Genomic DNA, 26,163 nt, shown 5'->3' on the forward strand with positions numbered 1-26,163 from the left:
TAATCAGTGGTTTGACTCATTTCTATTGGTGGCCGGAGGCAAAAGTTTAATCATGGTTAATCGACCGGACATAATATGATAGTATGCGGGATTTTGAATCGTGCTGTTAGCCTCCGGTTTGGATAGCGCTTACTGCTGTTGTATCAATTTTTTGGGTCGATATTGTCCTGTGTGCTAACTTGGTCGCCTTTAACATTGACGGTTCCAGGGTTGAGATTCCCAACGTTCCTATTAATAGTTAGCCCAGCCGAATCTTTGGCCTTGGTTGCTTCCGGTGGGGACAACTCACGTACCCGGTAGTTGTAGTATTTGCAGGCGGCTTGGAGGACGAGGATGAGGCGGTGAAATTCTTTGCCGGATTCGGAGGGGATTAAGGTAAGGAGGTGGGGGAGATGGGGGGCGACTTTCTCTGCGTCCTGCTTAGCAATATTGCCTAAGGCATATGCCGCGATCCAACGCACATCAGAGTCTGAATCTTTCACGAGTTTAAGTAATCCCTGAATCGCCCGATCGTCACCGATATTGCCTAAGGCATCTGCCGCGCTCCAACGCACATAAGACTCTGAATCTTCAACGAGTTTAAGTAATCCCGGAATCGCGCGATCGTCACCGATATTGCCTAAGGCATCTGCCGCGAGCCAACGCACATAAGACTCTGAATCTTCAACGAGTTTAAGTAATACCCCAATCGCCCGATCGCCACCGATTTTCTCTAAGGCATATGCCGCGCTACCACGCACATCAGACTCTGAATCTTCAACGAGTTTAAGTAATACCCCAATCGCCCGATCGCCACCGATTTTGCCTAAGGCATCTGCCGCCATCCTACGCACATCAGACTCTGAATCTTCAACGAGTTTAAGTAATCCCGGAATTGCCCGATCGCCACCGATTTTGCCTAAGGCATCTGCCGCCATCCTACGCACATCAGACTCTGAATCTTCAACGAGTTTAAGTAATCCCGGAATTGCCCGATCGCCACCGATTTTGCCTGAGGCATCTGCCGCCCTCCTACGCACATAAGAGTCTGAATCTTCAACAAGTTTAAGTAATCCCGGAATTGCCCGACCGTCACCGATATTGCCTAAGGCATCTGCCGCGCTCCAACGCACATAAGACTCTGAATCTTCAACGAGTTTAAGTAATCCCCCAATCGCCTGAGCGTCACCGATATTGCCTAAGGCATCTGCCGCCCTCCTACGTACATCAGACTCTGAATCTTCAACGAGTTTAAGTAATCCCTCAATCGCCTGAGCGCCACCGATTTTGCCTAAGGCATCTGCCGCCATCCTACACACATAAGAGTCTGAATGTTCAAGGAGTTTAAGCAATCCCCCAATCGCCTGAGCGTCACCGCTTTTGCCTAAGGCATATACCGCGCTACAACACACATAATGGTGTGAATCTTCAACGAGTTTAAGTAATCCCCCAATCGCCTGCTCGTCACCGATATTGCCTAAGGCATCTGCCGCCATCCTACGCACGTAAGGGTGTGAATGTTCAACGAGTTTAAGTAATTCCCCAATCGCCTGAGCGTCACCGATTTTACCTAAGGCATCTGCCGCCCTCCTACGCACATCAGAGTCTGAATGTTCAAGGAGTTTAAGTAATTCCCCAATCGCCTGAGCGTCACCGATATTGCCTAAGGCATCTGCCGCGCTCCTGCGCACATCAGGGTGTGAATCTTCAAGGAGTTTAAGTAATCTCGGAATCGCCTGCTCGTCACCGATATTGCCTGAGGCATCTGCCGCGCTCCTACGCACATCAGGGTGTGAATCTTCAAGGAGTTTAAGTAATCTCGGAATCGCCTGCTCGTCACCGATATTGCCTAAGGCATCTGCGGCCATCCTGCGCACATCAGGATGTGAATCTTCAAGGAGTTTAAGTAATCTCGGAATCGCCTGCTCGTCACCGATATTGCCTAAGGCATTTGCCGCCATCCTACGTACATCAGAGTCTGAATCTTCAAGGAGTTTAAGTAATCTCGGAATCGCCTCATCCGATCGCGCTTCCGCCAAAAGCTCAACCTTTAACCACCCCGGCACATCCAACCCATCCACCAACCCAACCGTGCGCTGCTGAAACTCCCGCTGCACCTCCCCCGTGAGCCGCGCCCCCAACCTCAAATCCACATCCAAGGCCAGCCGCACCACCCGCACCGCCTGCACCTCATCCCCCAACAACGACAGCATGAACGCCAGAGGCTCCGTCCATTTAAAATAATTCAAATAGAAATGCTGCAACCGTTCATCATCGATCGCATCAATATGCCTTTCAACCAACAGTTTCAGCAACGCCCGCCCCGCATAATACTCCTGAAATAATTGGTGATGAAACTCAATTTCCTCCGGCTCTGCAGCCTCCTGCAACAGATAATGTTTCAGCAAATCTTCTAGCCATTCCTTCGCCTTCTTTAGGGGTTCCTGTTCCTTCTTATCGCGCAACCAGCCCTCCAAAATCCCCTCAGCCCGATCGCGAGAAATCGCCACCCAGCCCTCCGCAGGCTGCTGCGAGTCGCCCTGCAACATCGCAAAAGCCAACTGCTGCAAAAGATCCGACTTGAACCGCCGAAAATCCTCCGAAACCAAGGGAACATCCTTAAACTTGTCATATCGGTGATCGAACTCCCGAAACAACTCGCCCTTACTCTGGGGAATTTTCTGGGTAGGTTCAAATATTTCACACAGCATCCACAACAACAACGGCGTTTCCGCCACCTCTCGCAGGCGATCGCGCAATTGTTCCAGCAGCAAATCCCCATGTTGTGGCAAATGCTTGTGTACAAAATCCCGCATCTGCGGTTGCGTCAGCGCACACATCTCCAGCTTTTTCTCAATACCCAAAAACCCACCCAGCGCCAAATCCCGCGTCGTGAAAATCATCCGCGTATCGGAATTTTCCTCGCGGAATAGCTGCAACTCCTGCAGCCGTTTTTGCGATGGCATCTCATTCACGCCATCCAGCAACAGCAGCAACTTGCCATCCAGCAGCAAATCATCCACATCTTCGGGGCTAACTCTGAGCTTTGCTTGTCGAAATCCGGCACAGATTGCTTCTACGATCGAGCGATCGCTCCTCAACTGCACCAACACCGGAATCTGTCGATCGCCCTCATTGAGCGCTTCTAGTGCCAATTCCCACCGAAAACGCTGCAAAACCGTCGATTTTCCCGAACCGGGCTTGCCCACTAGCAGCACATTTCCCTGCTGCACGTACTTGCGGATTCCCGCCAGCACTTCCAGCCGCTCGATTTTCGTTTCTGGTTTATTTTCTGCGGATGGAGGTTGCGATGAATCCTCCGGTGGAATTTCCAGCCGCACCTCCACCTGTAAATCCGTCAGCGTGTAGAGATGCTGTTGTTTTTTATAAGACTCAACCAGGAATTGCAGATATTTAGGAAAATCAACTGGTGTCGCCATTTGATTATAGATTTTAGAATATGGATTTATTATAGATTTTTTCTAGATACGCGATCGGCGCTGAAAATTCCGGGAAAAAGTAGCATCAATATTCTGTGTGAGTAACCATCATCTCGCTCCCCCCTAACCCCGCAAAACACAAGGGGGGGACAAGAGCATTCATTCAAAGTCACCCTTATTAAGGGGGATACGAGGGGGATCGAAACTTCGATAAAAGCGAGATATTATTATCAATATCAGAATAACCAGCAATCAAAATAACCAGCGGGCGGCGAGTCGTCATGAAAAATTTGAGCTTTGTCTAAAGTAGGTACAGCCTCCGCCAATTCTCTACCTACTTTTACCTCAAGCGCCCTGTCTGTTAATGGAAAGGAAAATTGATGGCTATCTTGCAAATATTTTGCCTTAGCAACAATCTCATCTTTCTCCAAAATCGGGCTGTTGCTACCAATCATAATGCTATTACTTTCCTGGCAAACACACAGGCACACCTGAGAAAACACACTTTGAAAAGTTGTGATTTTTTCGGCATAAAACTCATCTCTGTGCAGCAGATTTGCTAGTACAACTCCCTCGCTTGACAAGTGTTTTTCGCAGATTTTATAAAATTCTTTGGTAGATAGGCGGTGCGGAAAGTAGCCGTTGCCAAAAGCTACGTCGATCATGATGATATCGTACTGAGTATCTGATTTTTGCTGCTCTAAATACTCTCGGCCGTCTTGAATTGTTACCGTCAGCCGATCGTCAAATTTCACCCCAAAACACTTTTTAGCTGCTTCGATCGCGATCGGATCGACCTCCGCACATTCTATAATAGTGTCCGGCAAATAGTGGTGCAAAACTAAGGGAACTCTGCCGCCGCCAAATCCAGCTATGTAGATTCTTTGAGGTTGGCTTTGCCACACTAAACCCAACATCATCGCCTGAGTATATTCAGACACTAAATGTAAAGGATTGTTGAGATCGAAAATAGATTGCAGTAAATCTGTTTGCCGATTTACTTTTTCTACTAAAGATAGCTTAATGTGCGATCGATCTTTTGTGACTGCAACATAGTGAACACCAGACTCTTTGCAAAAAATAAGTTTATCTGGCTGTTGCTGCAGCCAAGCCAGTCGCTGTCCAATAGCGGATAAATTGATAGATTGCCAAGTTTTGTGTTCATCAATCATCTGATTTTAAATTTTATTTAAAGTCGATATTCTCTAAGAATATACCCTCATCAACCTGGTTTCTAGCAAAATGGCTGAGTCGCCCGATATCTGCGAAGAAACCGGGTTTCTAGTCAAGGCTGGGGCAAGTCATGTTCTCATTTTCCAGCAGCGCAAAGAACGAGAAGACAACAGAAATTCACCCGATTACAGCCGCTTGTACGCCACCAATTCCAAACCTGAAACCGAAAGTTCCACTTTTTCCCAATCTTGCTTGTCACCTTCCAACTTTTCAAAGGCTGCTGAGGTAAGCAAAATCTCTCCCCGTTCCGCCAAATCCTCTCCCAGCTTAGATGCCAGATTAAATTCTGATCCGTACATATCTTCTCCTTCCAGCATCAAAACATCGCCACAGCCAATACCAATGCAGAGGTAAATATCCATATCCGGCGGCAGTGTCGTGTTGACAGCCCCCGTTTGTTTCAAAGAGTCGATCGCAGCTTCCACCGCTGATTTTACATCAGTAAAAACTGCAAAAATATTGTCTGCTTCCTCCTTAACTACAGTGCCACCGTATTCTGAAATTATCGGTTTGACAATTCCGTGCATCCGGTGAATCATTGCCAAAAAATGAATAATTCCGTGGCGGACTGTCGTGCGCGAAAATCCCGACATATCCATTACTAAAATTGCGTAGTTTTTGCGGAAAGTTGAATTAATTTTTTCATCAATTTCAGCCATCCTTTCAGGATATTCGTTTCTTTCTTGCAGCAACGTTTCCAAGTAAGCACGGTTATTTGTTTTCATTTGAGTTTAATTAAATTCCCAATCGCGACACAGTTCTTGAGGGCGGCCAGCAGGATGCACTGCACAAGTGATACCATCCCTGCCGTAATAATAATCGCACACTTTGCAGGGTTTAGTTTGCTCTAATTTTTTCATCAAAATTGCCCGGATTGTCTGGACTCGGTTGCGATACTTGTTTGCATTCGAGTGACTCGGTTCAATTGCCAAAGCTTGCTCGAAAGCTGCTAAGCTGGACTCGTACAATTTAATAATTTGGGAACTGTATTTTGTCCAAGCATCGGCATGGCTTTGATACAGTTCGACTGTACTTAAGTTTAAAATTCCGTATTCTGTCCAAGCGTCGGCTGAAGCTCGATCGAACTTAATATTGGCATTGAGCAAAACTTTTTTGATCGTTGCCAAAAGTTCCCTCGGCTGCCAAGGTTTGCTAACATAAGCCTCGGCGCGATCGCCCTGGAACCGGGAAAATAAAGCTAACTGCTGTCCCTTGCCTGTTAAAAATACCACCGGTATGTTCCGAGTTTCGGGATTAGCTTTAATTAAACGACAAACCCCGTAGCCGTCCAGACGAGGCATTATGACATCTAATAATACTAAATCGGGGCAATTTTTCTCAACTTTAGCCAGCGCTTCCACACCGTCTGATGCCTGAATTACATTCAATCCGCTGCATCTCAACTGATGTGAAATGCACTCCCGCTGGCTGCGGGAATCTTCCACCACTAAAACTGTACTCATCACTCCCCACCTGGTTTTTGAGGTAAACTTGTTCGCTGCTTCGAGTCACCCTTGCTGACATCAGTTTACCCGCCTGGGATGAATTTATTATCACTGGCGAGCTAAACTTACTCAAATTGCAACAAATCTTAAACTGGCGAGCGAAGGTGATACTTATCAAAAAATGCTGGTTGCTAATACCCTGATAATTGTTGAAGGTTTAGGCGGTAAATATTCGGCTTTTAAGCCTTAATAACGGCAAATCGTACTGATATCGGACGAAAACCTTGTTGAATTGCAACAGATAATCGGCTACTGTATACGTTGAAGTTCTTAAGGACGACAAATGAATCGATTGCTCCTCACTTTATTGGTAAGTCCGACGCTGTTTGGATCTGTGATGTCTTTGAGCGCGATCGCAAATCCCGCTCCAATTGGCGAAACACCAAGCCAATCGGCTGATTCGCCTCAATGCGTGCGATCGCCCCACACTCAGCGTCTGACTTGCGTGCGCCTCCCCGCCAAAGCTGCTGCTGCTAATTCTAAAGTAAAAATCAGTTGGCAGCGGCCGGGTGACGAACAAGTGGCAATGCTGGATTTTACGGAAGAAGAAAGTGATGCGGCGGCGGCGCTGTTTGGCTGCGACTGCCAGGCGTGTATCAACTCGCTGCGGCAGTTGCGCGGTTTGCCACCTCTGGATCTAGCTTCTTGAGGGTTATCCGACAGCATAGGAAGTCAGGGTTAAAAACCAGGTTTCCGATCGCTGCGCGCTTTTGAGTGCTTTTAGCTTTCTCACATTTAGAGAAATTGTAGTCAATTTGTTGCAGGATTTCTAGAGTTTTTTTATCTCTCAAAATCGGGTCTCTACTTTTTAGCGAGAACTTGTTTAAGTTGAGTAGTTGCTTGCTCAATTTTTTCGATACTACCTGGGTTGACCAATCCATAATAGTCAAAAACGTAAACTTGATTATTTTTGGTGGCTGTTAGTTGATTCCAAAATGAATCAGATTTAAATTGGTCTAAAATTCCTTCTCCCCGATCGACTACAATTATAACTTCAGGATTAGCCTCTAAAACCTTTTCCGCTGAAAGCGTCACGTAGCCTCGCACGGGGCTATCTCCTTGCAATTGGGCTGCGACATTTTTCACGTTAAACTTACCCAGCAAATCTCCAGCCCAACTGCTTTGATTGGGCGATAAAATCGGTTGTCTGCTTACCAAAACTAAAGTGGCGGGGTTTTGATTTGGGATGTCTGCTAAAAATGTTTGGTAGCGTTTTAACAGAGGTTCGGGATTCGTATTGAGGGATTTAGCTAAAGTGGTTGTTAACTCTTCTAGCGATTTCCAGCTATCAACTTGAGTTAGTAAAGTTTTAATTCCAAGCTGCTGCAATTTTTGCATTGTTTGGTCGTGAAATCCCGACGCACCTACGACCAAATCCGGTTTCAATGCGATGATTTTTTCCAAATTAGGAGGGGTGCGTTCAGCAGTGACTGCGGTAATCCCTGTAAATTTGGGGTTGCTGCTGACTAATGCGCTGCCGGGAATTCCTACAAGTTTGCTTGGGTCGAGTTGATGGATAATATCGGCGGTTAAAGGTGTTAAAGCTACAACTTTTTGTGCTGATTCGCTGTTAGTTGTTTGTGGTTGATTTGCTGGTGAACCAGCAGGAGTTGATTGCTGAATTTGGGGTGAAGTGGCGGCGGAGCAAGCGGTAAATGCTAAACTCAGCAACAGGATAGCGGTACGATAAAAAAAAGTTTTGTACATAGTTTAGGCGGGAGTTACAGCTAGTTTAGACCAGGTTGAGACAGAATTGACGGGAAGTGCGATCGCACTCAAAAATGATTGTTGACGGTTGACTGTTGACGGTTGACTGTTTGGATATTTGAACAATACCGATGCAACCGGAAACGATCAGACGGGAAGTTCGCTCGCACTTTAGCGCTTAATGATTTAAATATCAATAGTTTACGGGATATTTTGTATAAAAAACCGCATTTATTGCCTGAATTCGGATTTTTTAAGTATATCTTAACTTTTATTGGAGCCTTTGGAACCACTACTAGGCAATAGTTTAAAGCCTGTGGCACTCAGATAGAACAGCGGATTGTGCCAATAAGTTAATAGAAATAATTATGAATAAATAGAACACTTTGTGGGAGTGGAAGTTTATAGTTAGCATAAATTTATTAAGTGTGAAGAGTAGGAGCGACCGCACAAATCTGCAAGCCTACAGAAGTTTCTAAAATGATAGCTTCTACGCCAAAAGTTTTAGCTAAATTATCAGGAGTTAAAACTTGTGCGGGAGTTCCTACACAAAAAAGCTCTCCTTTATTTAACATAGCAATCCGCGAACAGTACCTAGCAGCTAAATTAATTTCATGCAGCACCGTAATAATCGTCAATTTGTGTTTTTCATTGAGTTGATTAAGCAGTTCTAACAATTGCAATTGATAGCAAATGTCTAAATAAGTCGTAGGTTCATCTAACAGCAAAACTTGCGGATTTTGAGCCAAAGCTAAGGCGAGGAAAGCGCGCTGGCGTTCGCCTCCTGAGAGTTGTTCGACGGGGCGATCGCGAAATTCCTCAATCCCAGTTTGACTGATAGCAACTTCCACCTTTTCTGCATCTTCCTTGCTCAATTCCCACTGCCACCAACCCTGATGAGGAGAACGCCCCAAACTAACTAATTGCCTTACCGTCAAACCTTCCGGTACTGTTTGCTGCTGCGGCAAAATCGCTAATTTTTGAGCGACAACAGCCGCAGGTTGAGTATGAATTGCTTTGCCATCAAGCAACACACTTCCTTGCTGCGGAGTTAGGATGCGGCTAACTAACTTCAAAAAAGTAGACTTACCAGAACCGTTGGCACCGATGAGACTCAACCACTCACCTGGTTGCAAAGATAAAGTGATGTTGTGGGCGATCGCAACTTCGCCGTAACCACCAGTTAAATTTTGAATTTCTAAAGACATTATATTTTGTTATTGGTTATTGATTATTGGTAATGGGTAATCGGTAATTAATTTTGCGTCTTCCTTCTTCCCTCTTCCTTCTTCCTTCTTCCCTCTTCCTTCTTCCTTCCTACTGACTAGAACGCCGATAAAGCAGCCAGACAAACAGGGGAGAACCCAACAAAGCCGTCACCGTACCCACAGGCAATTCTACGGCACCCAAACGAGCCAAAAAATCAGCAAAAGTCAACACCCAAGCACCGCCGATCGCACTCAGCGGCAACACAAACCGATAATCATTACCAACCAACAAACGCACCCCGTGAGGCACAACCAATCCCACAAAACCAATCAATCCGCCGATGCTGACAGCACTCGCAGCTAGCAAAGTAGCAACACCCCCAATCAACAAGCGCGATCGCACCAGCGAAACCCCCAAACCAACAGCTAAATCGTCGCCCAAAGCCAGCAAATTTATCGATCGCCCTAAAAAACATCCTAACAGCAAAGCACCCAAAATATAAGGCGTAGCCACCTGCAAATCCGACCAACCGCGACCGTTCAAACTACCGATAAACCAATTCAAAGCAGCTTGCAAACGGCTGTCTTCAGCTAACAGCAACAGTGTAGTTTGTATTGCCCCAAACAGAGAACTCACAGCCACACCAGCTAAAACCAAACGTTCCACAGAAATCCCCGTTTTAGTTTTTCCCAAAAAGTAGACCAGCATTGAAGTTAAAATAGCACCTATCCAAGCCGCCAAAGGCACCCAAGTTTGAAATATTCCCAAAGTCAGCAGGGTAATCGCAACCAACCCCGCACCCGCCGAAATTCCTAATACAAAAGGATCGGCTAAACCGTTGCGGAGCAAACCTTGTAGCAACGCCCCCGACATTCCTAAAGCCGCACCAACCGTCAGCGCTGCCGCCACTCTGGGCAAACGCAATTCCCAGAAAATAGTTTGATTGACAGCATCACCTCGGTGCAGAAATGCTTGCCACAATTGATCGGCACTCATCGGCACCGCACCAAAAGAAAGCGAAAGGGCGATGGTTAATAGCAAACCCAATCCTAAGAAGGCAACGGCCTGAAAAACTCGATATTCTAGCCAGATTTTTTGCAGATTCACTACATTACACCACAATCTTGATTAACAGCACTAAATACCATATTTCCTCTGTTTTGAATGCTCGAACTCGTTAACTACAATAACAATAACCGATTCACCTGAAGACGGCTTTAGTGGGAGCAGATGAGCAGGCGATCGCACCCGCCGCCAAAATTAAATGTATAATATTAACGAAGTAAACCGCTACCAGTGAATCATGTCCGCAAACACCGCGCTACCCCCAGCCCTAGCTAAAATCGTTCAGCGCTTTCAGCGACATTCCGATCCAAAACAGCGCTACGAACAACTGCTGTGGTATGCCAAAAGACTCCCAGCATTTCCCGAAAGCGACAAACTGCCGGAAAACAAAGTTTCTGGATGCGCGTCGCAAGTTTATGTTACTGCAAATTTGGCAGACGGAAAAGTTTTGTATCAAGGCGATTCAGACGCTCAGTTAGTCAAAGGATTAGTTGGCTTGCTGGTGGAAGGTTTGAGCGGATTAACGCCTGCTGAAATTGTCACCATTACCCCAGATTTTATTCAAGACACGGGATTGAACGTGAGTCTGACACCTTCCCGCGCTAACGGATTTTACAACATCTTTCAAATGATGAAAAATAAGGCACTTGCTTGTGAATTGACCAAGCAAGCCGAAGCAAATTAAAAGAATAAACAGCCATGACTCAAACTACAAATTTAACAAAATCAGGTTCTGGCAACTATCCCGCCGCAGTTCAAGAATATATCTGGAATTGGGAAAAAACGCCAATCAAAGTTATTTACGAAACCAGAGGAGAGGGAAATCCTGTATTGCTGCTGCCGGCTTTCAGTACGGTTTCGACGCGAGAAGAAATGCGTCCTTTAGCAGAATTATTAGCTCCTAAGTTTCAAGTTGTGAGCTTAGATTGGCCGGGTTTTGGCGAATCGGATCGGCGGCGAACCGACTACCAACCGCAATTCTACCATCAATTTCTCAAGGATTTTGTTGAGGCAATTTTTAATATTCCGGTTGCTGTAGTTGCTGCTGGTCACGCTGCGGGTTATGCGATGCAGTTAGCGCAATCACAGCCGAATGTTTTGTCAAAGATTGTGTTAGCTGCACCGACTTGGCGCGGGCCTTTACCGACGATGAGCAAACAGCAAAGCGGATGGCACGGAATCGTAAGAGAATTAGTACGATCGCCCTTACTGGGACAATTCCTATACAAACTCAACACTGCACCGTCATTCCTCAGTTTGATGTACCGCCGCCACGTCTATGTTGATGCAGCTAAAGTCACGCCCGATTTCATCCAAAATAAGTGGAAAATTACGCAAAAACCCGGTGCTCGCTACGGTCCCGCTGCCTTTGTGACTGGTGGTTTAGATCCCGCTAAAGTGCGATCGGAATTTACAGATAAATTTCAACAATTAGCCGTGCCGGTGATGGTTGTAATTGCTGAAAATGCGCCGCCAAAATCAAAGGCTGAAATGGAAGCATTAACAGAATTACCGGGTGTTGAATCGCGAGTTATTCCTGGTTCTTTGGGTATGCACGAAGAGAATGCAGAAGCGTTAGCAAATGCGGTTAAATCTTTTATTTGAGAGAATTAAGAGAGAATGAACCGCAGAGGGCGCAGAGAGCACAGAGGGGAAAAGGGAAGAGGGGATGAATGCAAGCTGTTTTTTTTACGTTAGTTTGGATGGTTTGCTATTGGTTTTGTCTGCCAGTTTATGCTGTCGGAGATTCGCCGATGGTCAATTTGCCAAAGAGTACGATCGAAGGTGCGATCGACTTTCACATTCATTCTTCTCCTGATGTGATTCCTCGCAGGTTGGATGATTTTGAGGTAGCGAAATTAGCTGCTAGTGCGAAGATGAAAGCTGTTGTATTGAAAAATCACTTTGCGAGTACAGCAGCGCGGGCAGTTTTGGTGAATAAAATAGTACCAGAAATCAAAGTTTTCGGGGGAGTTGTTCTCAATAAGTCGGTAGGGGGAATTAATCCCGAGGCTGTAGATGCAATGCACCGCATCGGTGGCAAATACGGTAAAATAGTGTGGTTGCCAACGGTTGATGCTGAGCATCACTTGCAGGTTTTTCACAAGTCGGGAATTGGGATTAAAGTTGCGGAAAATGGCAAGGTTTTACCGGAAACAGCAGCGGTGTTGAAGATGGTAGCCAAAGAGAATTTGATCTTGGAAACCGGTCATATTTCCTCAGAAGAAGTGATGGTGGTTGTCGGTGAAGCCAACCTGCTCAACATTAAAAATATCCTGATTACCCACGCAATGGCGGATGTACCCGGCTTGTCTCTAGAAAATATGCAAACAGCCGCCGCAGCCGGAGCTTTCTTAGAACTCGCATTTGTGAACGATTTGATGGGAGAAAATGCCGCTGATGAGGCACACAAAAACTGGCATCAAGTTTCTATTACTAAGATGGCAGCAGCGATTAAACTAATCGGAGCAGAGCATTTTGTTATGAGTACGGATTTGGGAAGAGAACCAGATCCTTTGCCGGCGGAAGGTTACAAATTATTTGTGGAAAAATTGATAAATGAAGGCATTTCTCCGCACGAAATTGATTTAATGACGAAACACAATCCAGCTCGATTGTTAGGCATTTAGAATTGGTAATTGGGTATTGGCAATCGGGGATTGGGAACCGCTAATTGGGAATTCTCTTCCTTCTTCCCTCTTCCTTCTTCTTTCTTCTATTCTTGATTGCCTTTGCCCTTCAAGTATCCGTTATCTGCAATGCGCCAAGCACCCCCAGCATTGCCCGTTAAATCGCAATCTTCCACGGTAGCAATGCTATCTCTGTAAACCGCGATCGCCTCACCTTCATTACCATTAATCCGACACCGGCGCACGAGCAATTTTCCTCCCAATCCGACACCTATTCCCAAACTGCCGTTGTCAAAAATACTGCAATCTTCCACCGTTGCTTTCCCATTATCCGATATAAAAATTCCGTTCCATACCCCATTATGAATTTGACTGCGGCGGAGGATAGAATTTGTATCAGGGCCGCAAATTCCCACCACAGAATAGTCTGCAGAAGTGATATCGCTGTCTTCTATGATTAACTCGCCTTTGCGAATATCTACAGCGTAATATTTCCCAGTGGCCCTCAGCGTTAAACCCCGCACTAAAGCAGTATCAGTTGCCATTTTTATGCAGTTTGAGTTGATACTTTCAACCACAATGCTATCGACCTCTCCGCTGCCGATAATTTCTACCGATTGGTCGAGAATTAAACTTTCACGATAAACGCCTGGATGCACGTCAATGCGCGTGCCGGCTGCTGCATTTTTCAGCGCTTCGCTAATAGTAGTATAATCGCCTTGACCCTGCTGAGAAACAACAAATCCTTGACTCTTCCCAACTTTGGTATCTGAAGTAGATGCTTCAATTTGCTCTGATTCCGAGTCAAAATGCTCAGATTGTAGATCGCCCGCTTCGGAAAGTTGCGGTGTTAGCTGCAAGCGTTCTTCATAAACTGTCTCTAGTTGGTGTTCTAACTCGGATACTTGAGATTGAAGTTGAGCTTGATTCTGGTTGGCTGTCTCGATTTGACTTTGGAATTCCGACAGTTGAGAATAAAGGTGCGATCGTTCTCTGTTAGCAGTTTCTAGCTGAGATGCCAATTCATCGCGACTTTGACGCACACTTTCTAACTGACTTTCTAAGTCGGATACTTGAGATTGAAGTTGAGTTTGATTTTGATTAGCTGTTTCGATTTGACTTTGCAATTCCGAGAGTTGAGAAGTGAGCTGAGATTCCAATTCAGAGCGAGCTTGACGCACACTCTCTAGCTGAGCTTCTAAATCAGATACTTGAGATTGAAGTTGAGCTTGATTCTGATTTGCTGTGTCGATTTGACTTTGGAATTCCGAGATTTGAGAAGTGTGCTGAAATTCCAATTCAGAGCGAGTTTGACGCACGCTCTCTAACTGATGTTCTAAGTCCGATACTTGAGATTGAAGTTGAGTTTGATTCTGATTGGCTGTCTCGGCTTGATTTTGAATTTCCGAGAGTTGAGAATAAAGTTGGGAGCGTTCCGTGTTAGCTGTTTCTAGCTGAACTTCTAATTCAGAGCGAGTTTGACGCAGGCTATTTAGCTGATTTTCTAAGTCCGATACTTGAGATTGAAGTTGAGTTTGATTCTGATTAGCCGTCTCGATTTGACTTTGGAACTGCGAGATTTGAGAAGTGAGCTGAGATTCCAATTCAAAGCGACTCTGACGCACACTTTCTAACTGTTGTTCTAAGTCCGATACTTGAGATTGAAGTTGAGTTTGATTCTGGTTTGCTGTCTCGGTTTGACTTTGGAATTCCGAAATTTGAGAAGTGAGTTGAGATTCCAATTCAGAGCGATTCTGACGCACACTTTCTAATTGGGGTTCTAACTCCAAAATTTGAGATTGAAGTTGATTTTGATTCTGGTGGGCTGTCTCGGCTTGACTTTGAAGTTCCGAGAGTTGAGCATAAAGTTGCGATCGTTCTGTGTTAGCACTTTCTAGCTGAACTTCTAAGTGAGAGCTAGTTTGACGCACACTATCTAGCTGAGATTCTAAGTCGGATACTTGAGATTGAAGTTGAGTTTCACTCTGGTTTGCTGTCTCGATTTGACCTTGCAATTCCGACAGTTGAGAATAAAGGTGCGATCGTTCTGTGTTAGCAGTTTCTAATTGAGCTTGCAGTTCTGATAACTGAGACTGGAGTTGCGAGTTATCTCCCTCCTTGCGATGTATCTGAGACTCCAATTCTGACAACTCAGACAGCAGTCTTTCTCGCTCTAAAACCACCATTTCCGATTGAAGTTGTAGTTCATGAACTTGAGAGTTTAACTGCATTTTATCCAGATTAGCAGCTTCTAACTGTCTTTGCAGTTCTAATACTTCAAATGGAGGTTGCTGTGCTTGTTCGCGAGCAGTTTGCAATTGAGAGTTTAGTATTTCGCGTTCTTGCTCTGCACTCTCCAGTTGAGCTTGTAGCTCTGACAATTCCGAAGTAAATTGCGATCGCTCTGCTTCCACTAATTCCAGTTGAGCTTGCAAACCCGACAGTTGAGACTGAAGTTGCTGCCGCTCTTCAATGGAGCGATCGAACTTAATTTGAATTTCCGACAATTGGTACTGTACCTGCAATCTGCTTTGGCTAGCCGTTTCCAACTGACTCTCAAATTCAGATAGCAGAGCGTGAAATTGAGAACGTTCTGCATCCACCGTCTCTAACTCTGCTTGCATTTCCAGCAATTGAGCGTTAAGTTGCGATCGCTCCTGCTCCGCAACTTCTAACTGCTCTTTCAGTTCTGCCACTTCTGCTAACTGGGACTCAGATTGTTGAGCATTTTCTAGCTGAAACTGCAAATCAGCAATCAGAGCATCAATTTGCGATCGATCGCGGGCAATTCCTGCCAAAAATTCTTCCATTTCCGACACTTGATTTTTTAACAATTCTTGCTCGCGAGTCACAGTTCCCAACCGACTTTGCAACTGAGACAATTCAGAATTTAGCTGATTTTCATTCTGCACCTTTTGCCGCAATTCCGAAGTTCTGGCATCCAACTGAGCAGCCAAATTCGATATAGCTTCCTGCGAACCCTGCATCCGCACCAAATTGCGTGAATTTCGCTTATTCAAAATTAGCCAGCACACTAATGCCCCGCCTCCAAATCCTATTAATAAAAGTAATGCTTCCATTTGTTTTATCTAATTAAAATAAATTGAGTTATTTTGATGCTGACCCAAAAACGGGCATCCACAAATCGCTATCTTATATCGTTTCCAGTTCCATCGGAATAATAAAATTGAGCCAACAGTTAACACTCAACCCTTCAGTTTTGCGACTCCGACTCAACAGTCAACAGTCAACAGTCAACAATCATGAGGAGTGCCACCGGAATTGATATTACTCAAAGCTATCACAACTTGCCAGCCTGTGTTCACTTGGCTAAACAATTTATATTTCTTTACAAATTCCTTTTGTTTACAGGTAAGGTGCGCCCAGCGCACCCTGCAAGTCCAATTAATGAAGCAAATCCACAATATGAGGAATAATTCCGATATGCTGAGTCAACAAATAATCCAACCTATCCGCCAGTAAACTAAAAATTAAATCGTTATAGCTCATCCCGTATTCCGCCAAACCTAAAGCTACCAAACTCGTCACATTTTCCCGTGGATGTTTCAGATCCGGTTTGGGATTTGCTTCCAAAACATAAAGCGAGCCATCAGAATCACTTCGGACATCGATCCGCACCAAACTGTTCAAACTAAACTCCCAATAAATTTTTCGAGCTAACTCAATTAACTCTTGTTTTAGTTCAGGTTCGTCACCGCCCATCAACCGTCCTCGGTCGGCCGTAATCGCCTTTTGATCCATAGAAGTAAAGATGCGTTCTTCCGGCTCCAGCACCCGCTCTACAGTCGAAAAAGCAAAGGGTTTGGTATTTTTATAAAATCTGCCTTTAGCATAAGTAACATAGCCGCAGACCGCTACACAAAATTCTCGTCCCGGCAAATACTTTTCAATTAAAGCAGTATTGTGAGTGTCTCGGTGAACTTCCGAAACCGCCTGAGACAAACCCTCAATATTGTCTACAAAATGAACGTGCAGTGAAGCGCGACCGGATACTGGTTTGACAACAAACGGCCCTTGATAGTCACCAAAAGCAATGGCAAAACGCTGATGCAAATTAGGATGCAACATTCCTTGAGAAGGATGCCAAGTCATAAACGGAGCAGTTTTAATTCCGACTGATTGCAGTTCCCGCTTAAAAGCGTGTTTGTTATCTAAAGTTGAACTATTTAAAGGATTGTGACCGACATAAGGCATTCCCAACATTTCCAACAAGGCGGGAGTGTGACAAACAGGATTGTATCCCTGGACTCCGCCAGTATTCAGCCAGACTAAATGAATGTTTTGTTGTTTCAGTTGTTCCGGCAACTTCATGTCGTCAGGTATGACAAAAACTTGCTGAAAGCCAATTTCTGCTAATGCTTTAGCAATCTCGCGGGCGACGACTTCGTAACTCTTCCAAGCGCGGGGATTGTGAGTTTTGTAAATCACTGATCCGGGGCGAGCGCAGTCGCCGCCGAACACCACCGCAATCCGCAATTTAGCAAACAGTACCTCCAAATATTGAGGAAGCAAACAAAAGTCATAATGCCAGCTCTTCATGCCCATGGATGTGGGAATCATTTAAGTATTTTTTCCTTTGTATTTCATTTTGTAGCCACCGAACCGCTAGATTTCCCCAAATATATTCCCGCCAAAACCACAGAAAAAGAAAACCAATTAAACAAGCTCAAACTTTCTGAAAACAGCACCCAAGCCATAATAGCCGTAATTACGGGTTCTAGCAGCAGGAAAAAAGCTACAAATTCCGAGGACAAACGACCCAGACTGTGGATAAGCAGTCCCTGACCGAAAGCTTGGCAAATCACCGCCAAAGCAATTACAGTCAGCCATCCCTGCCAAGAATAAGGGAAAACTCGATCGCCCGCAAGCAGAACCAGTGGCAAAACCAATATACTGCCAATGAAACATCGCCATATCAATATAGTTTTTGCCGGAAACTTGGTTCGCAAATGTTCTGAAATGAGCAGATTTCCTGCATAAAACATCGCCGATAAAAGAGCAGCAAAGTCGCCGGCAAGATTCTCTCCCGCAGTTTGCAAATCGTCGATTCCGATCGCAATTGCGCCGGATAAAGCCACCGCCAGTCCCACCAAAAACCTGTTGTCAAAGCGTCGCCCCAACAGCAGCCATCCCCCCAAAGTAGTAAATAAAGGAGTTAAGTTTCGCAGTACAGTTGAATTAGCGACATTCGTCTGACTCAGTGACCAGGCCCAGAAACCCACAGAAGCAGAAGAAACCACGCCTACCGCTGTTAACAGCATCACATCCTGCAGAGTGTAGTTCGATCGCTCTTCAACTTCAGCCCCAGACATTCGGCGACGCGCAACACCCGCACCATTCCATAGTCCAAATACTACAGTTGCTATCCACAAACGGTTAAAAACAGTAGCATTCGGGCTGATTTCCCGTTCGCTCAACCTAATAAAAATCGCCGCCAGCGACACCGCTAGCAGCGCCGCTGACAGCGAAACGATCGCCCAAATTTTGCCTTGACTTTCAGCTAATTCACCGTTTTTTAAACTGTCCGGCTTTCCCAAAACAATAGTTTGGTCTTCAGTTGTTAAGGCAGAGTTTAGCTCGGTTTTTTCCAAAATATTGTGCTGAAGTTCAATATTTGGCTCTGGCAATTCCAGTTTTTTTGACATTCTTAAGAGTTCCAATGAAGGCAAAAGGCAGTTGTGTAGGGTGCGTGACCAAAGAATATTTTGGTGGCGAAGGGAATAACTCAAAAGTCACGCACTCTACTTACTAGGGCTGCAAAAACTATTTTTTATAGTTAACAGCAGCTTAGGTTGAAGGTTTAACAGAAAGCCTTGTCAAAGCCTCCTTTAGTGCCGGTGGCAATTGCCGGATAATCTTGTTCTTGTCGCGATCGACACCAACCAAAGTTACCTGTGCTGTCACATATAACTCCTGAGTATCAGCCGATCGAATTTCGTAATCCCAAAGCAGCCGCACACCCTCGGTAGCAGCGATCCGCGTTCTGACTGCCACAGATTGACCCATTTGTACAGCCCGGTGGTAGCGCAGCGAAAGTTCCACCACGGGCAATTCCAAACCCTGCGCCACCCAGTCTGCATACTCGATGCCGAGAGAGCGCAAACTTTCCACCCTAGCTTCCTCCATCCAAGTAATATAAGTACCGTGCCAAACCACACCGCTGTAGTCAGTATGGTGAGGATACACTCGCACCAAATATTCAAACCAGCCCTCAGAGTCCATCCCGCGCCGATTTTGAATAGCACCAGCCGGTGCGAGTTCTGGTTGAGTTCGATCGTTCTCTAACACTTTACAAATCGTTCCAAAACGCTACATTTCTACAAATCATAAGACAAACTTCAGGCTTATGCTTGACAGTAAGAAACTAGAGTACCAACGCCCTAGTTTAACGTCGCACAAGAAAACTCAACTGTTTTTACCGCCAAAACCATGATAGAAAAAATTTTAGTAGCCGTAGCCGGTCGCGGCTTGTGCGAAGAGATGTTTAATATGTTGATGGACATCCCTTCCTTGCAACAAACCTCTGTCACCGTCTTGCACGTCGTGCCGCCCCAAGTAACCTCCGATGGCATGGCTGAGAAATTGGAAGAAGGAGGAAAGATTTTAGCACAAGCAGTCCAGTCTTTGAAAATAGATCCCAGCAGAGTCAATCCTCGGCTCAAACAGGGAGACCCGAAAACCACAGTTTGCCAAGTCGCAGAAGAAGAACAATCCGACTTAGTAATTATGGGTTCCCGGGGACTCGGACGGCTGCAATCGATTTTGGAAAACTCAGTAAGCCAGTACGTTTTCCAGCTAACATCTCGACCGATGCTGTTAGTCAAAGACGACATTTACGTCAAAAAAATCAAGCGCGTCATGGTAGCGGTAGACAAATCAGAAGCTGCCAAACAGTCATTGCAGCTTGCGCTATCTTTGGTCAAAGAAGTCAGTGGCGGAGAGATAATTTTAGTACACGTCACCAAAGATTTGACGGGAAAAGCCAGCGAAGATTTAACAGCAAGTGCTGAAAAAGACCCCGTATTAGCTCCGGCAGTAGCGCTAACCAAACAAATGGGAGTTAGCTACCGCTGCGTGAGTGCTACAGGCAAGCCAGGGGAAGAAATTTGTCGGATTGCAGACGACTTGAATGCCGACTTGTTGGTAATCGGTTCCCCGGATCGGCGCCCCAGCGTTGCCAAAAACTTTGTGGATATCGATCGACTCCTGGGAAATTCGCTATCAGACTACGTGCGAGTTTATGCCAACTGTCCCGTCTTGCTAGCCCGCACAGTCGGCTAGAATCTCATCGTTAAGAGTTAGCAGCTAAAACTCAACAGTTAATAAAAAAAGCGCCTCAGCAAAAAGCTGTTGGCGCTTTTTTTTGCAAGCAGCAAAGCCAGACAGAAATAGCAGCAGTTGCTAATCTTTTCTACCTTGACGGCTAGCTGTTTGAATGTACAGAATGATTAGAAAAACACTGGGAACCAATACAAACAGAATGGTTGCCACAAACCCTAAATCGTTAACTTCCATGAAGACGCTCGCCTCTATCGGAAAATAGAAAAACACACACAACTAGGATATCACTCAAAGGCAAAAGGCAAACTCGAAGACAGAAGAAGAGCTTACCGACAAGCCTCGAAACCCTCTTTCTGGCTGGATGCCTTGCTGCCCAATCTCTTATTTGTCCTAGAAACCAAGTTTCTTTTCCTAGATCGGCAAAATGCGTGATTATACAGTGAAATAGGAAAAAAAACAAAATTATTGCATTCTGCATTTTTCTTTCCTTCTGCATCTCTAGCATCTCTAGCCTTCTGCCTTCTGAAACTCACGGTTTAGTCTTCACGCTCACCTGGCCATTGACCATAGCTTGACAAGCCAACCGATAGTTTTCGGGCTTTTTCTTGAGCTTGCGGTTCTCAAAGTCAGTGCGGGGCGACAGATTTTCACTGCCCTCGACAATTTCCACAATGCAGGTGCCGCATTGACCGTAGCCCCCGCAGTTCATCATCTTTCCCGAAAATGTGTACAAATCGATGCGGTTTTCTAGAGCTTTGAGTCTCAAATTGGCTCCGTCTGCTGCGATGACTTCCTGATTTTCCTTCACAAACTTGATATTGGCCATTGCCGATCCCTTAACGCAGTTGACATGGAACTCTATTACAAAATATTAACTAATGTGTCGGACGTTTAATACAGGATGTCCAATTGATCTGGTAATTAAAGCTCGCCCCAACTCAATCTCAAGGAGCATCCGAGAGGTTATTAGTCGGAAGATTGCTCACAGCCCGCTGGAGAGACGAAAGCCCCAGGTTGTAGGTGACAATTGCCGACAATCGGTTTCTCTCAGCCCTAGTCAAATCAGTTTCCGCCTGAATCACATCCGTCTGAGTACCCACACCAGCTTGAAACCGCAGTCTCGCCAAACGCAAAGCTTCCCTCGACTGCAAAACCCCCGCCTCAGAAGTTTCGATATTCTCAAAACTCGATTCCAAGCCAAAATAAGCTTGTTCCACTTCCCGGCGCACCTGATTGCGGAGTTGGTCAAATCGACTTTCGGCGATCGTAATATCAGCATCCCGCTGTCTCACCCTGGCGTTCGCCGCGCCCCCATCGAAGATACTCCAAGTCAGACTCGCCCGGATCGAATAACCATCGGCCCAGCCGCGAGCAGCAAACGGGTCCGGGTCGTCAGGGTCTTGCCCCAGCACGTTGTAACTACCCCCAACACTCAGTTGAGGCAAACGCCCCGCCTGAATCGATCGCCTCTGCTGCTTGCTGATATCCCTCTGCACCAACTGCTGTTCCAACTCGGGGCGATTCCTAAAAGCCTGCACGATACTCTCTTCCAAAGACAGCCTCCAAGAGCCGGCTTGCTCTACCGGATCGGCCGCTGTCAAGTTCGTTGACTGGCTGATATTCAAAATCTCAGCCAGACGCCGCTGGGCAACTCGCTGATCGCGGCGGGCTACTGACAGTTGTTGCACTTCGTTAGCCAAATTTGCCTGAGCCTGCAACACAGCAAACCGGGTTCCCACCCCTGCCCGTTCCAAGGCTTCGGCATCCCGCAAACTTTGCTGGGCATTTCTGACCGAAGCTTGGCGGATGGCAACTTGTCCGTCCGCGTTTTGCAAGGTGTAGTAAGCCTCAGCAGTGTCGAAGCGCAGTTCCTCGGCTTGGCGTTCCACATCCAGTTCCCGAAGGCGCACCTGTTCCTCTGCCGCGCGGATGTTAGCGCGCCGTCTTCCGAACAAATCGATGTCGTAGCTCAACTGCAAAGTGCTGTTGAGACTGTTGCTGCCGAAATTTGTGCCGGCTTGGGGGGCGGGCTGCCCGGTTCCGTTAGCCCGAGAGTTTAACTGGCGCTGCAATCGCCGGACTCCGAGTTCTCCGCCAGCAGTCATTGAACGGCTGGCGTCCATTTGAAAATTCAGGTCTGGATAAAGAGCAGCTTGCTGTTCGCGCAAAGCTGCTCTGCTTTGTTCCACTTGCTGTCCGGCGATTTGCAAAACTTGGCTGTTGCGGCGGGCGAGGTCGATCGCCTGCTGCAAGGTAATTGACTCAGTTTGCTCGATCCTGACATCCTCCGGGTTTGTCGGAAACTGCAGCGGATTCGGGTTGGGTTCCAGGGAAGCCGGAGGATTGGTGTTTAAAAGGCCCCTCGGAGGGAGAGGGGGGAAACTTTCGTTCGGAGTACCCCGGAGAATGGGTACCGGGGCACTGGGCACAGGAATATTGTTGGGAGGGTTCGGGGAAGGCTGCTGAGCGTCTTTCGGTTCCAACCCTCTTAGAGGTGTCGAACCGCCCTGAGACAGAGTTGATGGGGAAGCCGGAGCAGCCTGTTGAGGCTTTGATGCTTGCTCGGGCCCGGTTGGGGTAGTTGATGCGATCTTGGCTCCCCCTGACTGCTGAGACTTGGAGGTTTGAGGGTTAAGGGCGATCGACTTTTCGGCCTCTGATGCTGATTCTGCCGCTGTGTTCGAGGTCGATCGAACATTCTGCCCTAATTCGAGCTGATTGCTAGGGGCCAAACTGTCCTGAGATTGAGCCGGAGGCTGTGCTGAAGCACTCTGTGCGGCGTTGCTGAAAGTAATTGCAGCGCCCACTCCGACTACGATGATTTGACGAAAAACACGCATAATTTTTTAATTACTCTGCAATCCTAGAGACAATTTTAGAGCAAGATTGAGGTCTCAAGTTTCTAGTCTGTAGCCTGAACTCGACGGTTACAAGTCACAATTACCCTACTCATCTTAACTTTTGAATGTTCGATTCAAAATTTAGAATTTAACTTCAGCATTTGCCAGACCGATCGCCGCCGAGATTAGTTCCTCTACTCCGCTCACCGGCAAAATCCGGGTTTTCAGCGAGCTGGCGAGCTGTTCGAGGGTCATGTCGTCTAGAAAACGCGGTTCCCCCTGTTTTAGCATCACCGACGGCAGCAGGATACCATCTCCCAAGTCTCGCCCCTGCAAAGCTTCGAGCAAATCTTGCCCGGTGAGCAAACCCGTAACAGTGATAGTTTGTCCCCAGTAGTGGCTGCACAGTGCTGCCATGTTGACGGACAAGCCGGGAATTTGGTTTAGCTGTTGTACGATCGGCTCAAAAGCTTTTTCTACAGCATTCCCCACCACCCAAACTAACTTGCGCGCAGGCTCAACTTGCATCGGTTGCAGCTTCTCAAAAGCCGTTTCAAACTGCTGGATAAACTGGCGAATCGAACCCACACCGTTACCGATTTGCGGATAATCTTCGTAATCGGCAGCCGACGGCAAATCTAAACCAGCTATTAAAAACCACTCGTCAGCCAGCCAAATGCACCGCGATTTTGAATTCTGCTTTTTAGCTTTTCCGCTGCCTTTTCCTTGACTCAAAAGCACTTGAATTTTCTGCACTTGTTCGATTACTTCTCGCGCTTTTTCCGCAGTTACTGCGATTAGTTCATCTTCTGGAGGGCGAAAGCGAGTTAAACCCACCGGCACGACAGCCACCGATGCTACAGCCGGCATATTTCCGGTATGGAATTTTGCCAAATCTAACAAAGTGCGTTCTAAATGTTCGCCATCATTAATACCGGGACAAACAACTACTTGAGCGTGAATTTGCAAGCGGCGTTCTTGAAACCATTTGATTTGTTCTAGAATCTTCCCGGCGCGGAGATTTTTCAACAGCCTAATTCGCACTTCCGGTTCAGTAGCGTGTACCGAAACATAGAGAGGAGAAAGCCGCATTTGTTCGATTCTGTCCCACTCTTTTTGAGTCAAATTTGTGAGAGTGAGATAGCTGCCGTAAAGAAAGCTGAGGCGGTAGTCATCATCTTTGAGATACAAAGTTTCGCGCTTTCCCGGAGGCTGCTGGTCAATGAAGCAAAAAGGGCAGCGATTGTTGCACTGAATTAGTCCATCAAAAAGAGCTGTTTCAAATTCCACTCCCAAGTCTTCGTCATACTCTTTTTCTATTTCTACCTTGTGAGTTTTGCCTTTGGCATCTAAAACTTCTAGTTTGAGAAATTCATCCGCGCACAGGAATTCATAGTCGATCAAGTCGCGTGGTTTTTGACCGTTGATGGCGACGATTGAGTCTCCTGTTTCAAATCCGATTTCGGCGCCGATGCTGTCGGGTATAACTTTGGTGATTAAGGCTGGTCGGATTGATAACTCGCTCATATTTATTAGTGATTGCCAATTAGTTATTTGTTATTATTGGGACTCTGTTACACTTGTTTTGAGTTGATAAAACTTAGGCTATTTTATCGCCAACGATGACAGCGATTGGAACCGCATAATGAATTTCCTCGCCTCGAAAATGCGCGCCAATTCCGAGACTATCAACACCAATATCCTCTCGAAAAATTTTTCTGATTTTCTGGTCATCGCCGGGGTTGGGAAAAGAAGCAGCTAACTGTTGTTCTAGCCCAAGTTCTACCTTGTAAAAAGCCAATTTAACATTTTGAAGATTGGCATCTGCGACTAATTTTGGAAACTCTTCCAGAGTCAAGGCGCGAGTATGAGAGGGATCGCGCAACTTCTCAATCCGGTCATAAGCATTCACTTTATCGGCTGGCAAAGCAACATCAGCAATCATGATTCGACCACCTGGACGACATACGCGAACCATCTCTGATAGAACAACATCTGGCTGCAAAAAATGATGGAAAGCGTAACGACTCAGAACAAGAGAAAAAGTAGCATCGGGAAATGGTAGTGTTTCAATATCTCCTTGTTGCCAGGAGAGATTAATCAAGTTTTTCTGTTGCGCCAGAATCTGGGCTTGTTCGAGCATCGCTGGTGTGATATCAATGCCCGTAACGTGACTGGCAACTTCCGCAAAAGCACAACTAACAATACCTGAACCGCAAGCAACATCTAGAACTGTGTCTTTGTCAGATACACCCGCCATCTCTCTCAGCAGGTACAGAGACTCTTGATTTGTGTGAGCGTACAATTTAGAGAAGGGAATTGCCTGACGAGTGAACTGGTCGATGATGGATTCCTGATGTGCGGTCATAGTTTAGGATGTCGCTAGCGGAGAATGTTTACAGTTTAGCTTGTCTAGGCTGAATTTGGCGATCGGGCGATCGCTTCTGCCAGTCTAGGCGAGTGAATTGTTTTTAACAGAATTGACTTGTCGGGTTGCTAAATATACAGCATTATATTTTTTCCATAAACAGTCCTGCCATCCGCACCTCAAAAGTTATTCCAGGTAGCTGAGGCTGCCATCCAATTTGCACCGCTTGGCGTATCCATTGTGCTGTATAAGAGGGTGTTACTGGTTTCACTTCGTTAGTTGGAGTCAAACCTTGAGGATGAGGTCGATCGGTGATAATAACTAACACCGATCCTGAATTTTCAGCGCGATCGACAGCTACATGAAGCTTTCCGCAACCGCAGTCTGCTTGCATATTACTAGTTTGTCTTCGGATTAGCCAGATGAAAGGCTCCCCGTTAACTATTATTTTTATTGTTCCTTTTTTCGGTATTGACATAGTTTGTTTCAACAGGAATATTTCAGTCTTCTCAACAAGCATTGATAAACCGGGACTAGGAGCGAAAAATCTAGGTTTTGTTGCTCCTGTTTTTGCTAGAAACCCGGTTTCTGCCACAGGTACAATATCTAAGTTTCAAGAAATCCTAATCTACGAGCGCTCGCTCAATATAACATTCAAAGATTACTTTTTTCAACATAACTTTTTAGGTTCGACAGCAAGAAATTCCACATATTGATCATTTCAAGATACATTTTTTCCGACTTCAATTTTTTGTGTTCCAGCTCCTGATTTGTGCTATTATCAGTTTCATGGAGTGTATAGCAAATAGTTATAGTCATTTCAAATAAGTATGAGACACTCTTTCTGCACAATAAGCACGAATAACTTCATCAAGAGATGTGCCA

At 45.9% G+C, this 26,163-nt stretch carries 22 protein-coding genes; 5 read left to right on the forward strand and 17 right to left on the reverse strand.

The window, feature by feature from the left end:
• Positions 1-143: 143 nt before the first annotated feature.
• From QUA57_RS24510 to QUA57_RS24525, 4 genes are all read right to left on the reverse strand, one after another.
• Complete coding sequence (locus QUA57_RS24510; protein WP_333251391.1) at positions 144-3,419, reverse strand: HEAT repeat domain-containing protein; 3,276 nt, start codon at positions 3,417-3,419, stop codon at positions 144-146.
• 236 nt (positions 3,420-3,655) lie between these two features.
• On the reverse strand, positions 3,656-4,591 hold the full coding sequence (locus tag QUA57_RS24515) for a fused MFS/spermidine synthase (RefSeq protein ID WP_333064195.1): 936 nt from the start codon (positions 4,589-4,591) through the stop codon (positions 3,656-3,658).
• Positions 4,592-4,777: 186 nt separating this feature from the next.
• Complete coding sequence (locus QUA57_RS24520) at positions 4,778-5,377, reverse strand: adenylate/guanylate cyclase domain-containing protein (RefSeq protein WP_333064198.1); 600 nt, start codon at positions 5,375-5,377, stop codon at positions 4,778-4,780.
• A 6-nt stretch (positions 5,378-5,383) separates the two neighbouring features.
• A complete protein-coding gene (locus tag QUA57_RS24525) occupies positions 5,384-6,115 on the reverse strand; it encodes a response regulator (RefSeq protein WP_333064199.1) in 732 nt (243 codons plus the stop codon).
• A 325-nt stretch (positions 6,116-6,440) separates the two neighbouring features.
• Between QUA57_RS24525 and QUA57_RS24530 the strand changes: the two genes are divergently transcribed.
• Positions 6,441-6,806, forward strand: a complete 366-nt coding sequence (locus QUA57_RS24530) for a hypothetical protein (RefSeq protein WP_333064201.1) — start codon at positions 6,441-6,443, stop codon at positions 6,804-6,806.
• Positions 6,807-6,958: 152 nt separating this feature from the next.
• Here QUA57_RS24530 and QUA57_RS24535 read toward each other — a convergent pair whose 3' ends face one another.
• The 3 genes from QUA57_RS24535 to QUA57_RS24545 form a co-directional block, all read right to left on the reverse strand.
• A complete protein-coding gene (locus tag QUA57_RS24535) occupies positions 6,959-7,864 on the reverse strand; it encodes an ABC transporter substrate-binding protein (protein WP_333064202.1) in 906 nt (301 codons plus the stop codon).
• 422 nt (positions 7,865-8,286) lie between these two features.
• Positions 8,287-9,072, reverse strand: coding sequence for an ABC transporter ATP-binding protein (locus QUA57_RS24540; protein WP_333064203.1), 786 nt, complete (start codon positions 9,070-9,072; stop codon positions 8,287-8,289).
• 109 nt (positions 9,073-9,181) lie between these two features.
• Positions 9,182-10,180, reverse strand: coding sequence for an iron ABC transporter permease (locus QUA57_RS24545; RefSeq protein WP_333064205.1), 999 nt, complete (start codon positions 10,178-10,180; stop codon positions 9,182-9,184).
• A gap of 196 nt (positions 10,181-10,376) precedes the next feature.
• On the opposite strand from QUA57_RS24545, the gene QUA57_RS24550 reads away from it, so the two are divergent.
• From QUA57_RS24550 to QUA57_RS24560, 3 genes are all read left to right on the forward strand, one after another.
• Positions 10,377-10,823: a SufE family protein gene (locus QUA57_RS24550; protein WP_333064207.1), complete on the forward strand. Its 447-nt coding sequence runs from the start codon at positions 10,377-10,379 to the stop codon at positions 10,821-10,823.
• Between the two features lie 14 nt (positions 10,824-10,837).
• Positions 10,838-11,743 carry an alpha/beta hydrolase gene (locus QUA57_RS24555; protein ID WP_333064208.1) on the forward strand — a complete coding sequence of 302 codons (906 nt, stop codon included), beginning with the start codon at positions 10,838-10,840 and terminating at the stop codon, positions 11,741-11,743.
• A 68-nt stretch (positions 11,744-11,811) separates the two neighbouring features.
• Positions 11,812-12,768 (forward strand): DUF6282 family protein, encoded by a 957-nt coding sequence (locus QUA57_RS24560; protein ID WP_333064210.1) that lies wholly within the window; start codon positions 11,812-11,814, stop codon positions 12,766-12,768.
• A gap of 86 nt (positions 12,769-12,854) precedes the next feature.
• Here the strand turns inward: QUA57_RS24560 and QUA57_RS24565 are convergent, their stop codons facing one another.
• The 4 genes from QUA57_RS24565 to QUA57_RS24580 all read right to left on the reverse strand — a co-directional run bounded on the left by QUA57_RS24565 (position 12,855) and on the right by QUA57_RS24580 (position 19,077).
• On the reverse strand, positions 12,855-15,848 hold the full coding sequence (locus tag QUA57_RS24565) for a right-handed parallel beta-helix repeat-containing protein (protein ID WP_333064212.1): 2,994 nt from the start codon (positions 15,846-15,848) through the stop codon (positions 12,855-12,857).
• A gap of 325 nt (positions 15,849-16,173) precedes the next feature.
• The gene (locus QUA57_RS24570; RefSeq protein WP_333064213.1) at positions 16,174-17,349 is read right to left on the reverse strand and encodes an ATP-grasp domain-containing protein; all 1,176 of its coding nucleotides are present in this window, start codon (positions 17,347-17,349) and stop codon (positions 16,174-16,176) included.
• A gap of 23 nt (positions 17,350-17,372) precedes the next feature.
• Entirely contained in the window at positions 17,373-18,434 is a 1,062-nt protein-coding gene (locus QUA57_RS24575) for a DMT family transporter (RefSeq protein WP_333064214.1), read from the reverse strand.
• A gap of 142 nt (positions 18,435-18,576) precedes the next feature.
• Positions 18,577-19,077 carry a thioesterase family protein gene (locus QUA57_RS24580; protein WP_333038573.1) on the reverse strand — a complete coding sequence of 167 codons (501 nt, stop codon included), beginning with the start codon at positions 19,075-19,077 and terminating at the stop codon, positions 18,577-18,579.
• A gap of 141 nt (positions 19,078-19,218) precedes the next feature.
• On the opposite strand from QUA57_RS24580, the gene QUA57_RS24585 reads away from it, so the two are divergent.
• Positions 19,219-20,070 (forward strand): universal stress protein, encoded by an 852-nt coding sequence (locus tag QUA57_RS24585; RefSeq protein ID WP_333064215.1) that lies wholly within the window; start codon positions 19,219-19,221, stop codon positions 20,068-20,070.
• A 120-nt stretch (positions 20,071-20,190) separates the two neighbouring features.
• On the opposite strand, the gene psbM is transcribed toward QUA57_RS24585, so the two are convergent.
• The 6 genes from psbM to QUA57_RS24615 all read right to left on the reverse strand — a co-directional run bounded on the left by psbM (position 20,191) and on the right by QUA57_RS24615 (position 25,672).
• A complete protein-coding gene (gene psbM / locus QUA57_RS24590; protein WP_015177760.1) occupies positions 20,191-20,304 on the reverse strand; it encodes a photosystem II reaction center protein PsbM in 114 nt (37 codons plus the stop codon).
• A 295-nt stretch (positions 20,305-20,599) separates the two neighbouring features.
• Positions 20,600-20,896, reverse strand: a complete 297-nt coding sequence (locus QUA57_RS24595) for a 2Fe-2S iron-sulfur cluster-binding protein (protein WP_333038569.1) — start codon at positions 20,894-20,896, stop codon at positions 20,600-20,602.
• 118 nt (positions 20,897-21,014) lie between these two features.
• Complete coding sequence (locus tag QUA57_RS24600; protein ID WP_333064216.1) at positions 21,015-22,910, reverse strand: TolC family protein; 1,896 nt, start codon at positions 22,908-22,910, stop codon at positions 21,015-21,017.
• A 141-nt stretch (positions 22,911-23,051) separates the two neighbouring features.
• Positions 23,052-24,437, reverse strand: a complete 1,386-nt coding sequence (locus tag QUA57_RS24605; RefSeq protein WP_333064219.1) for a TIGR03279 family radical SAM protein — start codon at positions 24,435-24,437, stop codon at positions 23,052-23,054.
• 73 nt (positions 24,438-24,510) lie between these two features.
• Positions 24,511-25,278: a methyltransferase domain-containing protein gene (locus QUA57_RS24610; protein WP_333064220.1), complete on the reverse strand. Its 768-nt coding sequence runs from the start codon at positions 25,276-25,278 to the stop codon at positions 24,511-24,513.
• 142 nt (positions 25,279-25,420) lie between these two features.
• Positions 25,421-25,672 carry a hypothetical protein gene (locus tag QUA57_RS24615; protein ID WP_333064221.1) on the reverse strand — a complete coding sequence of 84 codons (252 nt, stop codon included), beginning with the start codon at positions 25,670-25,672 and terminating at the stop codon, positions 25,421-25,423.
• Between the last annotated feature and the right edge of the window lie 491 nt (positions 25,673-26,163).

The organism is Microcoleus sp. Pol7_B2, from assembly GCF_036701035.1.
Lineage (GTDB): Bacteria > Cyanobacteriota > Cyanobacteriia > Cyanobacteriales > Microcoleaceae > Microcoleus.

Coding starts and splice junctions, on each gene's coding strand:
- QUA57_RS24540 (WP_333064203.1), bottom strand. CDS start 9,072: ATGTCTTTAGAAATTCAAAATTTAACTGGTGGTTACGGCGAAGTTGCG.
- QUA57_RS24595 (WP_333038569.1), bottom strand. CDS start 20,896: ATGGCCAATATCAAGTTTGTGAAGGAAAATCAGGAAGTCATCGCAGCA.
- QUA57_RS24570 (WP_333064213.1), bottom strand. CDS start 17,349: ATGATTCCCACATCCATGGGCATGAAGAGCTGGCATTATGACTTTTGT.
- QUA57_RS24525 (WP_333064199.1), bottom strand. CDS start 6,115: ATGAGTACAGTTTTAGTGGTGGAAGATTCCCGCAGCCAGCGGGAGTGC.
- QUA57_RS24615 (WP_333064221.1), bottom strand. CDS start 25,672: ATGCAAGCAGACTGCGGTTGCGGAAAGCTTCATGTAGCTGTCGATCGC.
- QUA57_RS24560 (WP_333064210.1), top strand. CDS start 11,812: ATGCAAGCTGTTTTTTTTACGTTAGTTTGGATGGTTTGCTATTGGTTT.
- psbM (WP_015177760.1), bottom strand. CDS start 20,304: ATGGAAGTTAACGATTTAGGGTTTGTGGCAACCATTCTGTTTGTATTG.
- QUA57_RS24520 (WP_333064198.1), bottom strand. CDS start 5,377: ATGAAAACAAATAACCGTGCTTACTTGGAAACGTTGCTGCAAGAAAGA.
- QUA57_RS24575 (WP_333064214.1), bottom strand. CDS start 18,434: ATGTCAAAAAAACTGGAATTGCCAGAGCCAAATATTGAACTTCAGCAC.
- QUA57_RS24585 (WP_333064215.1), top strand. CDS start 19,219: ATGATAGAAAAAATTTTAGTAGCCGTAGCCGGTCGCGGCTTGTGCGAA.
- QUA57_RS24515 (WP_333064195.1), bottom strand. CDS start 4,591: ATGATTGATGAACACAAAACTTGGCAATCTATCAATTTATCCGCTATT.
- QUA57_RS24510 (WP_333251391.1), bottom strand. CDS start 3,419: ATGGCGACACCAGTTGATTTTCCTAAATATCTGCAATTCCTGGTTGAG.
- QUA57_RS24530 (WP_333064201.1), top strand. CDS start 6,441: ATGAATCGATTGCTCCTCACTTTATTGGTAAGTCCGACGCTGTTTGGA.
- QUA57_RS24550 (WP_333064207.1), top strand. CDS start 10,377: ATGTCCGCAAACACCGCGCTACCCCCAGCCCTAGCTAAAATCGTTCAG.
- QUA57_RS24605 (WP_333064219.1), bottom strand. CDS start 24,437: ATGAGCGAGTTATCAATCCGACCAGCCTTAATCACCAAAGTTATACCC.
- QUA57_RS24610 (WP_333064220.1), bottom strand. CDS start 25,278: ATGACCGCACATCAGGAATCCATCATCGACCAGTTCACTCGTCAGGCA.
- QUA57_RS24535 (WP_333064202.1), bottom strand. CDS start 7,864: ATGTACAAAACTTTTTTTTATCGTACCGCTATCCTGTTGCTGAGTTTA.
- QUA57_RS24600 (WP_333064216.1), bottom strand. CDS start 22,910: ATGCGTGTTTTTCGTCAAATCATCGTAGTCGGAGTGGGCGCTGCAATT.
- QUA57_RS24555 (WP_333064208.1), top strand. CDS start 10,838: ATGACTCAAACTACAAATTTAACAAAATCAGGTTCTGGCAACTATCCC.
- QUA57_RS24565 (WP_333064212.1), bottom strand. CDS start 15,848: ATGGAAGCATTACTTTTATTAATAGGATTTGGAGGCGGGGCATTAGTG.